At 58.7% G+C, this 13626-nt stretch carries 14 protein-coding genes and 2 tRNA genes; 10 read left to right on the top strand and 6 right to left on the bottom strand.

The window, feature by feature from the left end; genetic code table 11:
• Nucleotides 1–12: 12 nt before the first annotated feature.
• From fdxA to WDO70_12065, 3 genes are all read left to right on the top strand, one after another.
• Entirely contained in the window at nt 13–342 is a 330-nt protein-coding gene (gene fdxA / locus WDO70_12075) for a ferredoxin FdxA (protein ID MEJ0063891.1), read from the top strand.
• Between the two features lie 328 nt (nt 343–670).
• Entirely contained in the window at nt 671–1195 is a 525-nt protein-coding gene (locus WDO70_12070; protein MEJ0063890.1) for a CarD family transcriptional regulator, read from the top strand.
• 97 nt (nt 1196–1292) lie between these two features.
• Nucleotides 1293–2153, top strand: a complete 861-nt coding sequence (locus WDO70_12065) for an adenosylcobinamide-GDP ribazoletransferase (GenBank protein ID MEJ0063889.1) — start codon at nt 1293–1295, stop codon at nt 2151–2153.
• A gap of 35 nt (nt 2154–2188) precedes the next feature.
• Here WDO70_12065 and WDO70_12060 read toward each other — a convergent pair whose 3' ends face one another.
• Nucleotides 2189–2935, bottom strand: coding sequence for an acetoacetate decarboxylase (locus WDO70_12060; protein MEJ0063888.1), 747 nt, complete (start codon nt 2933–2935; stop codon nt 2189–2191).
• Nucleotides 2936–3096: 161 nt separating this feature from the next.
• Between WDO70_12060 and WDO70_12055 the strand changes: the two genes are divergently transcribed.
• Nucleotides 3097–3786, top strand: a complete 690-nt coding sequence (locus WDO70_12055) for a lipid-binding SYLF domain-containing protein (GenBank protein ID MEJ0063887.1) — start codon at nt 3097–3099, stop codon at nt 3784–3786.
• Between the two features lie 25 nt (nt 3787–3811).
• On the opposite strand, the gene WDO70_12050 is transcribed toward WDO70_12055, so the two are convergent.
• A complete protein-coding gene (locus tag WDO70_12050; GenBank protein ID MEJ0063886.1) occupies nt 3812–4051 on the bottom strand; it encodes a hypothetical protein in 240 nt (79 codons plus the stop codon).
• A gap of 290 nt (nt 4052–4341) precedes the next feature.
• Between WDO70_12050 and WDO70_12045 the strand changes: the two genes are divergently transcribed.
• Together WDO70_12045 and WDO70_12040 are read left to right on the top strand one after the other, a co-directional pair.
• Nucleotides 4342–4707: a hypothetical protein gene (locus WDO70_12045; GenBank protein ID MEJ0063885.1), complete on the top strand. Its 366-nt coding sequence runs from the start codon at nt 4342–4344 to the stop codon at nt 4705–4707.
• Between the two features lie 81 nt (nt 4708–4788).
• On the top strand, nt 4789–5976 hold the full coding sequence (locus tag WDO70_12040) for an acyltransferase (protein ID MEJ0063884.1): 1188 nt from the start codon (nt 4789–4791) through the stop codon (nt 5974–5976).
• A 147-nt stretch (nt 5977–6123) separates the two neighbouring features.
• Here the strand turns inward: WDO70_12040 and WDO70_12035 are convergent, their stop codons facing one another.
• The 4 genes from WDO70_12035 to WDO70_12020 form a co-directional block, all read right to left on the bottom strand.
• A complete protein-coding gene (locus WDO70_12035) occupies nt 6124–7626 on the bottom strand; it encodes an NAD(P)H-hydrate dehydratase (protein MEJ0063883.1) in 1503 nt (500 codons plus the stop codon).
• A gap of 43 nt (nt 7627–7669) precedes the next feature.
• Complete coding sequence (locus WDO70_12030) at nt 7670–8635, bottom strand: 2-dehydropantoate 2-reductase (protein MEJ0063882.1); 966 nt, start codon at nt 8633–8635, stop codon at nt 7670–7672.
• Between the two features lie 19 nt (nt 8636–8654).
• Nucleotides 8655–8729, bottom strand: a tRNA-His gene (locus WDO70_12025).
• A 20-nt stretch (nt 8730–8749) separates the two neighbouring features.
• On the bottom strand, nt 8750–8926 hold the full coding sequence (locus WDO70_12020; GenBank protein MEJ0063881.1) for a hypothetical protein: 177 nt from the start codon (nt 8924–8926) through the stop codon (nt 8750–8752).
• A gap of 68 nt (nt 8927–8994) precedes the next feature.
• Here WDO70_12020 and glnA point away from each other — a divergent pair, with 68 nt between their 5' ends.
• The 4 genes from glnA (at nt 8995) to WDO70_12000 (ending at nt 13476) form a co-directional block, all read left to right on the top strand.
• Entirely contained in the window at nt 8995–10401 is a 1407-nt protein-coding gene (gene glnA / locus WDO70_12015; GenBank protein MEJ0063880.1) for a type I glutamate--ammonia ligase, read from the top strand.
• A 176-nt stretch (nt 10402–10577) separates the two neighbouring features.
• Nucleotides 10578–11609, top strand: coding sequence for a methyl-accepting chemotaxis protein (locus tag WDO70_12010; GenBank protein ID MEJ0063879.1), 1032 nt, complete (start codon nt 10578–10580; stop codon nt 11607–11609).
• 359 nt (nt 11610–11968) lie between these two features.
• A complete protein-coding gene (locus WDO70_12005) occupies nt 11969–13276 on the top strand; it encodes an ammonium transporter (protein MEJ0063878.1) in 1308 nt (435 codons plus the stop codon).
• 115 nt (nt 13277–13391) lie between these two features.
• Nucleotides 13392–13476 (top strand) — tRNA-Leu (locus WDO70_12000).
• Nucleotides 13477–13626 lie beyond the last annotated feature (150 nt).

The following is a 13626-nucleotide window of genomic DNA, read 5'->3' as shown; positions in this document are numbered from 1 at the left end:
GGAGTCTCATCCATGCCTTATGTCGTTACCGAATCCTGCATCCGCTGCAAATATATGGACTGCGTCGAAGTGTGCCCGGTCGATTGTTTCTATGAGGGCGAGAACATGCTCGTCATCCATCCGGACGAGTGCATCGATTGCGGCGTATGCGAACCTGAATGTCCCGCCGAGGCCATTGTCTCCGACACTAACGAGGTTGCAGCTAAGTGGCTTGAGATCAACCGGGAGTATGCAAATCAGTGGGCCAACATCAGCAAAAAGAAGCCCGCCCCCGAAGACGCGGACCAATGGAAGGGCGTGCCGGATAAATTCGCCAAGTATTTCAGTGAGAAAAGCGGTTAATTTAACCATAAATATTTACCATGATGGCAAAATAAAGGCACGAAAGCCGCTTTATGAAATCATTTTAACCCATGGAAAGTTTTGTCAAAAACGCTGATTCGTGTTATTGTCGGTCAAGATTTGGAATTGTTACCGTTTGAAAGAAAATTTCAATCAATTGCGCGGTAATATTAACCAAAGCTGGCTGCCCAAGGTAGCTTCCGTAAATGAACCGGGCCAGTATGGAATTCTGGCGAATTCCATAGTCCGGTCTTTTATCGAACGCCTGAGGTTAGGTCATTGACGATAACCAAAGTAAGCCCGTTTAGGGCGAGAAAGGGAGTACGTGATGGCGGATAAGGTTGAGAAGCTGGAATTCAAAAAAGGCGATTTTGTAGTATATCCGGTTCATGGCGTGGGACGGGTTGAGGGCATTGAAAGCTTCGCCGTCTCGGGCAGCAGCGTTACTTTATATTCCATCATGTTCGAACAGGACCGGATGCGGCTTAAAGTTCCGGTGATGAAAGCCAAGACCGCCGGTCTGCGCCGCCTGAGCTCCAAGGACAGGATCAAGGACGCCGTCACGACCCTGCAGGGCCGCGCGCGAGTCCGCCGCGTCATGTGGAGCCGCCGGGCCCAGGAATACGAGACCAAGATCAACTCCGGCGATCCGGTATCCATTGCCGAAGTGGTGCGCGATTTGCATCGCGGCAGCGACCAGCCGGAGCAGAGCTACAGCGAGCGCCAAATCTATCAGGCGGCTCTCGAACGCCTCGCCCGCGAACTCGCGGCGGTGGAGAAGATCGATCAAGCCAAGGCCGCCGAGAAGATCGAAGCGGTCATGATCAAGGAAAGAATGAAAAAGGCCGCCTAAATTCTATCCAAGCAATAAATTCCTCCGGAAGAGCGGGGTGCGGCAAGCATCCCGCTCTTTTCAACTAAGCTTTTGCAAGCCCCCTCCCTACCATCCCATGACCGATCAGGAATCACCGCAAGAACCGGGCAAGCCCGCCGTAGAAAACGCTGCTCCGGCCGCGCCGAGGGCCTTGGCGAGCCAATGGCGCAACGACTGGTGGCGCGAACTGATTATCGCCGCCAAATACCTCACGCGCATCAGAGTGCCCTTGCGCGGCCTGCCGGATCAGATGCAAATCGGCGGCTCGATGGCGTGGTTTCCGCTGATCGGCGCCCTCATCGGCGCGTTCGGCGCGGGCATCGACGGCTTTGCCATCGCCATCCTGCGCCTGCCGGTGACGGTGACATCTGCGTTGGCCGTGCTCGGCATGATGTGGCTGACGCGCGGGCTGCATGAGGAAGAGCTGGCCTCGCTCGCCAATCAGTATGGCGATCTCGGCGACAAGACGCGCCGCGTCGGCTGGCTGAAGGAAGAACGCTCCGTCCGCTACGGCACCATCGCGATGGTTTTCGTGATCCTGCTGCGAGTCGGCGCGATCTCCAGCCTGAACAGCATCGAACTGGTTTTCGCGACGCTGATCGCCAGCAGCGCCTGGTCGCATGCCTTGATGTCGATCGGCGCGGCCTGGATGAAGCCCCTGCCCCACGATCCCGTGTCCGCCCATTTCGGCCAGCCGCCGCTCAACCGCGTGCTGATCGCGCTCGCCCTCGGCGCGGCCATCGTATTCGCCGTCATGGGCAGTTCCGGCGGGCTGGCTATCCTCGTCAGTTCGGCGGCGGCGGCCATCGCCATCGTCATCGGCAACAAGCTGTTCGGCGGCTATAACGGCCCGATGCTCGGCACCCTGCAGCAAGTCGCCGAAATCGCCATGATCTGCGCCCTGGTGGCGGGACAGTCGATCGATGTTGGGGATTGATTGGCGAGGTTCGCGTCGGCGTCCTCATTCCGATCTCACCCCAAATAATCATGCAGAACCCGCCCGTAGGGCAGCGTGAAATCGACGACCTGATGCCTGCCGCCGAGGATTTTGCGCACCGGCAGTCCCGCCACGCGGCAATTCACATGATGGAATAGCTCCAGGCATGCCGGGCCTTCCCACGCGCCATGCACGACGACATTTTCCAGATTATAGCCGACCAGCTGCGCGATCTTCGGCTTGCCGTCCACGTCGGGAATGAGCTTGAGATTGACGTTGAGCTTCTCGAGGCCCTTCTTGACGTCGGGCAGATGAGACTCCAGGCTGACATGCTTATAGCCCATCGTGCCGATGGCGACGGGGATGCCGTCGTAATGCAAGGTGCCGGTCAGCGTGTCCTTGGTCACGCGCAGTTTCGGCTCGCCCCATTTTTTCGGAAACCCCCAGATTTCGCGGCCCGCGGTGATCGGCGGCTCATCGTTCAGATACATCTGCACCGAAAAATTGCACGGCTCGCCCTTAAACGTCGCGAGAATGCCGCTGCCGCTTTCCTCATAACTGCCGAAGCCCGAACTGTCGGGCATCTTCATCCATTCGTAGAAGCATAGATTGCCCGCGCCCGCAGGCTCCAGCGGCTCGGGCAGCGCGGCGCGCACGGCCTCCGGATCGGTCTCGTAAGAAACGATCAGATATTCGCGCTGCTTGAAGTGATAAGGCCCGGCGGGGTAGCTCGGGCTGAAAGCTGGCATGGATAAGGTCTTGGCGATCTCATCGATTTTCATGGCGGCATCCTTTGGAGCACGAAGCGGTTGATCATGAGCCTAGCGAACGCAATAGAATATACGAATGCGTCAATATCGGGGCAGAAAGATAGGCGCGGCGATAATCATATTTGACATCCTCCCCCACTCGGCATATCCGGGAGTCTGTGGAGGAACGACCTATGAACATGATTCGCCTGATTGCGCTGCTGCTTACCGTGACGTTCGGCGTGAGCGCCTGCCACGGCCCCGAAGGCTTGCAGAACGAGCCTGAGAAATTGATCGACAACGCGGCGGCCACGGCCAAGGCGATGTACAGCAATCCCGAATACGCGACCTTGCTCAACCTGACCAACCGCGCGCGCGGGGTTCTGATCGTTCCCAGCATGCTGCGCGCGAGCTTCATCTGGGGAGCGCGCACCGGCAATGGCGTCCTGCTCACGCGCGACGCCTCGGGCAGCGGCGGCTGGAGCCAGCCCGCCTTCTACACGCTCGGCGGCGTCAATTGGGGCTTGCAGGCCGGCGTCCAGGAACAGGAAATCATCATCGTCATCATGACGGAGCGCGGGCTTAACGCGGTCATCGACCGGCGCGTGACGCTCGGCGCCGACGCCAGCGTCGCCGCGGGCGAACTGGGCAAAGGCTACAACGCCGCGACCGGCGTGGGGATCAATGCCGACATGTATACCTTCGCCAAGACCGCGGGGCTTTACGCCGGAATTTCGCTCGACGGCTCATGGATCGAGCCGCGCGACAGCTGGAATAAGCTGGTCTATGGCGACGCGGCCACGGCGCGCGGCATCGTGATCGATCGCAGCTTCACCGCGACGAATTCTCAAGCCGCGCAGAATCTGGTTTCAGCGCTGCCGTAATCTCTAGAAAGAGAAATGACGCGTTTTAAAGGCGGTCGCGATAACGCGCGCGGAAGCTCGACAGAGCGAGCGTACGCTGCTCAACCGTCGGCGTGTTGCAGCCGCGTTTGACTTCAAGCTGGAAACGCACATGAGGAATGCCGACGCGATCGCTGCCGACGCTTAGAACTTCGGCTTTTTCGACAACCGCGCCATGGGCCGAACAATAAGTCGCGCCACTCTCGACGGCGTCTTGCGCCAATTGCATTGCTGGTGAAAACGTCATAGGACACCACCATTTCCTTGATAAAAGCTTTACGACCTTACCACAACCAAGCTTAATCCACAGTTAAAAATAACTGCCCTAACCCTATGAAATAAAATGGTTTTTATTTAGAACTAATTTGCCGGACACTTGCGCGTCTCGACTCATTTATCTTCTGAATGAGCCGAATATGGCCAGATTTGCAATGGTTGACAAGAGATTAATTTCATCGTATTCGCCACCGTAAGTTGCTTATCGCCCTCGTCCCCGCCAATTTTCCCGACATCCCCCACCCCACCATGGAGAATCCCTTGAAAAAAATCCTCGCCGTAGCCGCGTTGGCCGCCATTTTTGCCATGCCGGCCTTTGCCGCCGATCCGATGGCCCCCTCGGCTCCCAAAGCGCCGTCCGTCAAGCCGGTTTCCGCTCAGGCGGGCAAAATGAAAGCCTGCGTCGCGGAATATCATGAAAAAAAGATCGCGAAGCCGGAATATCGCAAGTTTATCGGCACATGCCTCAAGAAGAACTATAAGCCCGGCAGCTATCAATCCGGCATGATGGCCCCAGCGGCGGCGAAGATGATGCCCGCCTCCCCGGCTCCCGCCATGATGGAAAAACCCGCCGTCGCGCCCGCTCCGGCCATGGACGCCCCCGCAGCCCCGGCAACGAACGAATAAAAGCGGATTCCTCGAAAGAATCTTGATAACAAGAAAGGGCTGAACCGTCTGGTTCAGCCCTTTTTTTGTTGGAGACGACGCGTGCGATCTTTTGGGTCCATTCTGGACAGTCACAAAGGCGTTGGTCCGGGTTTTGATTTTGCCAGAGTTTTTCTCGCATTATCGGTATTCGCGTGGCACTGCATAGGCATCGCGCAAGGCTATGCCATCGTGAAATTCACGCCATTCTGGTTCGCCGAATTTTGCATATTGCCGATGTTCTTCGCGCTCAGCGGATTCTTAGTGGCGGGATCGGCGGCCCGGCTTTCTTTCGGCCATTTTCTTTTAAACCGAACGCTTCGGATCGTCCCGGCCTTGGCCGTCGATATTATCATCTGCGCCCTCATCCTGGGACCGATATTTACGACGCTCGATCTGTCCTCGTATTTTTCTCATCCGCTTTTTTGGGGATATTTCAGAAATATCTTCGGCGATATCCATTACTATCTGCCGGGAGTTTTCGAGCAGAATCTCTCGACAAAGGTGAATGGCGCGCTTTGGACTATTCCCTATGAAATCGGCTGTTACGCGCTGCTTTCTTCGCTTTTGATATTACGGCTCTTTAAACGGCCGCTCTTCGTCGGGGTTCTGGCAGCCGGACTGCCGTTATTGGCCATCCTGTTCGACCTGATGCAAACGGATCGGCATATCCCGCAGGCATGGGAAGCTGTTTTGCAGCTTGTCGTTTCGAACTGGGTAGGCCTCCGGCTCATTCCGGCATTTCTGATGGGGATCTTCTTCTTTCAAATGCGGCATCGAATCATTTTCGACTGGCGGATAGCCATAGTGTCGACCGGCCTTTGCCTGCTTGCCGCCTTTGCCGGCAATTCATCATGGAAGGGCAATCCTTTTTATCATCTGATCGGAATGCCGATTTTGACATACATCGTCATTTACATTGGGCTTTGCAAATTTCCAAAGCTGCCGCTTTATTCGAGCGGCGATTACTCATACGGAATTTACCTTTACCATGTGCCCATCAATCAAACGGTTGTCAGCCTGATCCCAGACATAACGCCGCTCGCCATGTTTTGCGTCAGCCTGCCAATCGTGACGGCAGTCGCCGCATTCTCATGGCATTTCGTCGAAAAACCCATTTTGAAATTGCGCAAAAGCGCCGCTTTCGCCGGCAAGAAAGCAAATAAGAAAGCGAGCATCCAGCCTGCGGAAAACTTAATCGCCGTGCCGTCAGCCGGTGCCGAACAGGCGATGATGAAAAAGATGGCCTGACTTTAAGAAACCGTCTGAAAAGTCATCAGGCCGGAGCGAAAACCGTGCTTTTCGAGAACCGGAGCGCGGCCTATTCAACATAGGTGAGCACCGGAAGCGCAGGAAAGCGCGGTTTGCAGCACGGCATCATGGCTTTTCAAATGGTTTCTAAGGCGATCCGTCCTTCACCCCCGCCAGCGCGGCAGGCAATGCGCCGATCAAATCCTCGGCGATCATGCCCGGATGGAAATTCCGGGCGGCGAGGCCATGCAGCCACGCTCCGGCGCAAGCGGCAAGGAACGGCTCCATGCCCTGCGCCAGGAATCCGGTGATGACCCCCGCCAGAACATCGCCGCTTCCGGCCGTCGCAAGCCATGGCGGCGCGCTGGTATTGATGGCCGCATAACCGTCAGGCGACGCGATGATCGTATCCGCCCCCTTCAGCAGCACCACGGCCCCCGCGCCCTGCGCCGCCGTCACGGCGGCGGCAAGCCTGTTGCTCGCTTCCGCCGGATATTGTTTGAACAGGCGCGCGAACTCGCCCATGTGAGGCGTCAGAATGCATCGCGGATGAAGCGCCGCGAATAATTCTTCGGGAGCATCGGCAAAACTGGTCAAAGCATCGGCATCCAGCACGCAGGGTTTCCCGCTTTCGAGCGCGGCCAGAACGGCGGCGCGGGTTTGCGGCCCTATCCCGGATCCCGGCCCGGCCAAAACCGCGGTTTTCCGCTTATCGGCGACGGCTTCGCGCCAGACAGCCGCATCACTCAGCTTCAGCACCAGAACGCTATCCAGGCTGGTGGCGTAGACCGGCACGGCTTCCGGCGGCGCGGCAATGGTAACCAGGCCGGTGCCCACGCGCTGAATCGCCCGAGCCGCCAGCCTGGCGGCGCCGGTCATGACGCCCCCGCCGAGAATGAGCGCATAGCCGTGATCGTATTTATGCTGCTCGGCGCGGAACTCCGGCAGCGCGTCGCGCCACAAGGCTGGATGGTTTTCGGCGAAATGAGCGGGCATATTGCGCATCGCATCGGCATCCATGCCGATCTCCCGCACGATGACCTCTCCCGCCATTTCGCGGCCCGGCAGCGCCAGCAGCCCCGGCTTCTTGCGCGTGAAAGTCACGGTCGTCTTCACCTTGATCGCGGCCCCCATGACGGCGCCGCTGTCCGCATGGATGCCGCTGGGAATATCCACGGCGACGACCGGAATTTTGCTCTCGTTGACCGCGTCTATCGCCGCCGCGAATTCCCGGCCCAGCGGGCGGTCAAGGCCGATGCCGAACAAGGCGTCGATCATCAATTCCGCGTCTTCAGGCAATTGCGGCGACCATGGGAGAATCTCGCCCTGATAAAACAGCCGCGCGAGCGCGGCGTCGCCGTGAAGCGCCTCGGGCGGCGTCAGCATCGCGACGCGGACATCCCATCCGGCCCGGCGCAGAAACTCGGCGGCGATGAATCCGTCCCCGCCATTATTCCCCGGCCCGCACAGCGCCAGACAGCGCCCGGGCCGGTATGCTTCCCTGATAATTTCTGCCATCACGGCGCCCGCCCGCTGCATGAGCGTAAAGCCGGGCGTGCCCAGCGCGATGGTGATGCGATCAAGCTCCGCCGCTTCGGCGGCGGTCAGAAGCGCATGCGCGCGCCATGCGGGGAGATCTGGATGGGACATATAGCGATTTGTCCCCCAACCGGCCCGCATTTGCAAGCGAAGCTCAGACACCGGCGGATGATCCTGTCTCTGCCGCATGAATCAGCGACGTCATGACTTCATTGCAGGGCGCGGGCATATGCGCGCCCGCCGCCATCCTTGCGATGGCTCCGTTCAGGTAATCGATTTCTGTTTTCCGTCCGGCTTCTAAATCCTGGAACATCGAGGATTTATGCGCTGCGACCCTGGGCATAAGCTTGGGAATGAGCGTTCCATGAATATAATCGGCGCCATCTTCGTACAGCGCGACGCCGCAGACTTCCCGCACGACCGCGACGGCCTCGTCCGCGAGGCGGATCATGAGTTCCCGCCGCGCGGGACTCGCCGCCATCTCGCCATACGCGCAGCGCAATATAGCTCCGGGCGCGTTGAGGCAGATGCTGAACATAAACTTGTTCAGGATGATGGTCTTGATGTCCTCGCGATATTCGACATCGATGAAGCCTTGCGCGAAATCTTGCAGCAGCGGCTCGATGGCCGCTTGCGGATGCCCGAACAGAGAGCCGATGCGGATCGGCGTCGCATGCGCGGCGATCAGAACTTCAGCCGGAGAAAGCCGCGCCAGCCCGGTCATAAGGGCCGCGGAGTAAAGCATCGCTCCGGCGGGCGCAATGGCCGCGGCCTCATCGGCGGACCCCCACCCGTTCTGAGGCAGGAGGAAAGCAGGCGGGCGTCGGCTCTTTTCCAGAAGTGGCGCAATCGACCGAATGGCCGAGGCGACCTGGAAGGTCTTGGTGGCGACGATCACGTAATCCGGCGGGCTTGCTTGTTCCGCCAGCCCATCGGCTGGCAGAAACGCTACGCGGCCTGGCGGAATCTCATGATCGCCCAGCACGCCGGTGACGCGGATGCTACGCTCTCCCGATGGCATTCCGCCCCGGGTCACGAGCGTGATATCGGATTTCGCGGCAGAGAGCGCGGCGGCCATGCCCAGCCCGACCGCTCCCGCACCGAGGATAAGAATATGCATGGCATATGCCAGTTAAGAATGGGGCGACCGACGGGGATCGAACCCGCGACAACTCGGACCACAACCGAGGGCTCTACCACTGAGCTACGGCCGCCATACATTTTGGATAGCGGCTTATCGCAAACCTAGGCGCGATAGTCCATGAAAAAAGCCTTCAGCTTCATGCGCTAAAGGCTTGCAAAGCTTGCGCGAAGTTTTGCTTCGCTCTTCTGCCGCCACCACCAGCGGGCACGGCTCCAGGCTTCTATCAAACCAGAAAACAACCAATATTGTCAAGGCAATGAATCCCATGCAGTGTCCTTACCGCAACGCACAAGCGATGCCATTGCTTTCAAACCCTTTTTGCGAAGAGCGATCCCATGGCTAACAAACTCCTCGATCTGATTAAGGAACATGACGCAAAGTTTATCGATCTGCGCTTTACCGATCCGCGCGGCAAAATGCAGCACACCACGCAGCACGTCGACACGCTTTGTACCGAAGCGGCGGTCGAGGAAGGCATTATGTTCGACGGCTCTTCGATTGCGGGCTGGAAGACAATCGACAAATCCGACATGCTGCTGAAACTGGATTCGGCGACGGCCGTCCTCGATCCTTTCTTCGCGCAGCCGACGGTAGGCGTGTTCTGCGATGTCTATGAGCCCGAAACCAATCAGCCTTATGATCGCTGCCCGCGCGGGATCGCGAAGAAGGCCGAGCAATATGTCATAAGCTCCGGTGCCGGCGACAAGGCGTTCTTCGGCCCCGAAGCCGAGTTCTTCATTTTCGACGACGTGCGTTTCCGCGTCAGCCCGGGCCGCAGCTTCTATCAGGTCGATTCCGAGGAAGACCCCTACAACACCGGCCGCGAATATCCGGAAGGCAATCTCGGCCATCGCCCGCGCGTCAAGGGCGGCTATTTCCCCGTCGCGCCGATCGACAGCGGCCAGGATTTGCGCGGCGAAATGCTGAGCACCATGAAGGACATGGGCATCGAAGTCGAAAAGCATCACCATGAAGTCGCCTCCGCGCAGCACGAGCTCGGCATCAAGTTCGATACCGTGACCAAGTGCGGCGACAACATGCAAATCTACAAATACGTGATCCATAACGTCGCCCATAACTACGGCAAGAGCGCCACCTTCATGCCCAAGCCCGTCTTCGGCGACAACGGATCGGGCATGCATGTGCATCAATCGCTCTGGAAGGACGGCAAGCCGCAATTCGCGGGCGACAAATATGCCGGCCTGTCGGAAATGGCGCTGTACTATATCGGCGGCATCATCAAGCACGCCAAGGCGCTGAACGCGATCACCAACCCGACCACCAATAGCTACAAGCGGCTGGTGCCGGGCTACGAAGCGCCGGTGCTGCTGGCTTATTCCTCGCGCAATCGTTCGGCCTCATGCCGCATTCCCTACGGCAACAGCAAGAACGCCAAGCGCGTCGAAGTGCGTTTCCCCGACCCGACCGCCAACCCCTACCTCGCCTACGCGGCGATGCTGATGGCAGGCCTCGACGGCATCAAGAACAAGATTCATCCCGGCGATCCGATGGACATGAATCTGTACGACTTGCCGGCGGCCCAGCTCTCCCAGGTGCCGACGGTTTGCGGCTCGCTGGAAGAAGCCCTCGACGCGCTGGATGCCGATCATCAGTTCCTGCTGGCGGGCGGCGTGTTCACCGCCGACATGATCGACTCCTATATCGGCCTCAAGATGGAAGAGTGGGACCGCTTCCGCACCGCTCCGCATCCGGTCGAATTCGATATGTACTACAGCTCCTAATCTTATCAGGAGCAGCGCGGGCGGCTTCCCCTGGCCGCCCGCGTTTTTGTTTCTAATTAACGGCGCGTCTTAAACCTTAATCGATAATAAACCTTTTGCTGACAGCTTTCTGAAGTCGATACGTGTCCGGGATTTTCCGGCGGTTGTGATGAGTAAGATTGCAGTTAGGATGTCCGATGCCTGAACGGATTTTGGCTTTATCGAAGAGCGTCTCCGACCTTGCCAAAAGCAAGGTCAATGAAATTCAATCCGTAACCGGCGCCACTCGGATGCTGGCGCTGAACGCCCTGATCGAGGCGTCGCGGGCGGGCGAGCATGGCAGGGGATTCTCCGTCGTCGCCAGGGAAGTGCGGGAAATCTCCGAGCGCATACGCTCGATCGCCGACGAATTCTCCAAAAGACTCACATCGCAAACGACCGAGCTTAATAATCTAGGCGCCAATCTGGTGACCGATTTGCGCGGCGGCCGCTTGACCGATCTAGCGCTGAGCATGATCGACATTATTGACCGCAACCTATACGAACGCTCGTGCGACGTGCGCTGGTGGGCGACCGATAGCGCCGTCGTCGATTGCGTGACCGAGCCGGACACCAACCATTGCGAATATGCCTCCAAACGCCTCGGCGTCATTCTCGACTCCTATACGGTTTATCTCGACCTGTGGATCGCCGACAAAAAAGGCATGGTGCTGGCCAATGGCCGCCCCGGCAAATACCGCCAGGTCGTCGGCAGCGACGTCAGCCGGGAACATTGGTTCCGCGATGCGCTTGCCACCCGCGACGGAAGCGAATTTTCAGTGGCCGACGTGACCGTCAATGAATTGCTCGACCGGCAAATGGTGGCCACTTACGCCACGGCCATCCGGCGCGGCGGCGAGATCAATGGCGAAGTGATCGGCGTTCTGGGCGTATTTTTTGATTGGGAAAAACAGTCTCAGGGCGTGGTCGATTCAGTGCGCCTCAAGGAAGATGAGAAAAATAAAACGCGCTGCCTTCTGGTGGACAGAAAAATGCGCGTCATTGCCGCAAGCGACCGCCGCGGTGTGCTGACCGAGGTCTTTCCCTTGGCTCACGATGGGCGTAATATGGGAAGTTATGTAGACAAATCAGGGAATTATGTCGGGTTTGCTCTCACGCCAGGTTATGAGACTTATAACGGCCTGGGATGGTATGGGGTCATATCCCAAAACGCGACGTCGAAGCCGTAAAAGACCCCGGCCTACCCCGACTGTGGCGCAATTGCGTCACATGGCCGTAATTTTTTCCTTTGACGCGCTTCACCGACAGCCGGTCTTTCCAAGAATCGACATGCAGCGTATACAGGCGTACGTGAGTATCGCAGCGTGGGCGATCCGGAAAAAGCAGTGCCTGTTTCAATCATCGCGTATCCCCTATCAAGTCAATCCGTAACAATACCTAAACGCCGCAAGCCATTCCGATCCCGGCATTCCCACGACCGGATACATCTATAGTGCAACGCACCAATCAGAAGGAGAACCCAATGGATAGGATAACGAAAGCTGCGCGAGACAAGCGCATGCAGACATGTCTTGCTGCAACTCTGATTATGGGACTGGCGGCGTTGCTGCCCGGTCACGCCTTGGCGCAGGACGCGCCCGCCGCTCCCGCGATCAATTCCGGCGATACGGCGTGGATGCTGACGTCGACGGCGCTCGTGCTGATGATGACCATTCCCGGCCTCGCCCTGTTCTACGGCGGTCTCGTCCGCAAGGGCAATCTGCTCACGACGATGGCGCAAAGCTTTGCGACCACCTGCCTCGTCGCGGTGCTGTGGGTCGTATGCGGTTACAGCTTGGCCTTTACCAACGGCAACGACTATGTCGGCGATTTGTCTCGCCTCCTGGTCGCGCACAGCTCGATGAGTGCGCCCCTGACGCTGGGCGAAGGCATCACGGGCGGCTTCACGCTCACGATTCCTGAGTCCGTTTTCATGATGTTCCAAATGACCTTTGCGATCATCACGCCGGCGCTCATTTCGGGCGCCTTTGCCGAACGCATGAAGTTTTCGGCGGTGCTGGTGTTCATGGGCCTATGGTCGCTGATCGTCTATTCGCCGGTCGCGCATTGGGTATGGCATCCGAACGGCTTCCTGTTCAAAGCCGGCGTGCTTGACTATGCCGGCGGCACCGTCGTGCATATCAATGCCGGCGTCGCGGGCTTGGTCACGGCGCTCGTCATCGGCAAGCGCAAGAGCTATCCGCACGATGTCGCGCCCCCGCATAATCTGGCGTTCAGCCTCATCGGCGCCTCGCTGCTGTGGGTAGGCTGGTTCGGCTTCAACGCCGGTTCCGCCGTCACCGCGGGCTATAACGCGGGCATGGCCATGGCCGTGACGATGGTAGCCACCGCCGCGGCGGGTCTTACCTGGATGCTGGTTGGCTGGGCCGTTTTCAAGAAGCCGAGCATCGTCGGACTGATCTCCGGCGCGGTTGCAGGCCTTGTGGCGATCACACCGGCTTCCGGTTTCGTGGACGTCACCGGCGCCCTGATCCTTGGCGTGATAACGGGCATCATCTGCTTCTTTGCCTGCACGACGCTCAAGGCGAAGCTCGGCTATGACGACAGCCTCGACTGCGTCGGCGTTCACGGCGTAGGCGGCATCGTCGGCGCCGTGCTCACGGGCGTCTTCGCGACGAAGGAAGTCAAGGGCGGCGACGCTGCGGTCGGCTTGATTGACGGCAATGCCGATCAAGTCATAACCCAGCTGATCGGCATCGGCGCGACGATCGCCTGGTCCGCCATCGGCACCTTCGTCATCGTCAAGATCATCGACATAGTGATCGGCTTGCGCGTCCATCCGGATGTCGAGCGCGAAGGCCTGGATGCCCATCTCCATGGCGAAGTCCAGGAATAAGATTTCCAAGTCTGACGTGAGAAAGGGCGGCCCGCAATGGCCGCCCTTTTTTATGGCTTATGGGTTTATTGCTCTCCCACGGAACAACGTGATAGGAGAATGCCTCGAAGCGCATGCGGGCGTGGCGGAACTGGTAGACGCGCTGGATTTAGGTTCCAGTGAGGTAACTCGTGGGGGTTCAAGTCCCTCCGCCCGCACCACCAGTTTTTCTTAACGCGCTTGCGCGTTTAGAAAAACTGGGTGTCCGCCATAGCCCGAAGGGCGACGGCGGACTGGTGAAGCGCCGCGCAGCGGGGCGAAGACGGGCTGGTTTCGGTCAGCACGCAGACGGCCTCCCCATAAAACACGCT

It is taken from the genome of Alphaproteobacteria bacterium, from assembly GCA_037200005.1.
GTDB lineage: Bacteria > Pseudomonadota > Alphaproteobacteria > UBA9219 > RFNS01 > JBBCGY01.
The sequence above is the reverse complement of the archived record's forward strand: the minus strand, read 5'-3'. Positions and strand labels throughout refer to the sequence as shown.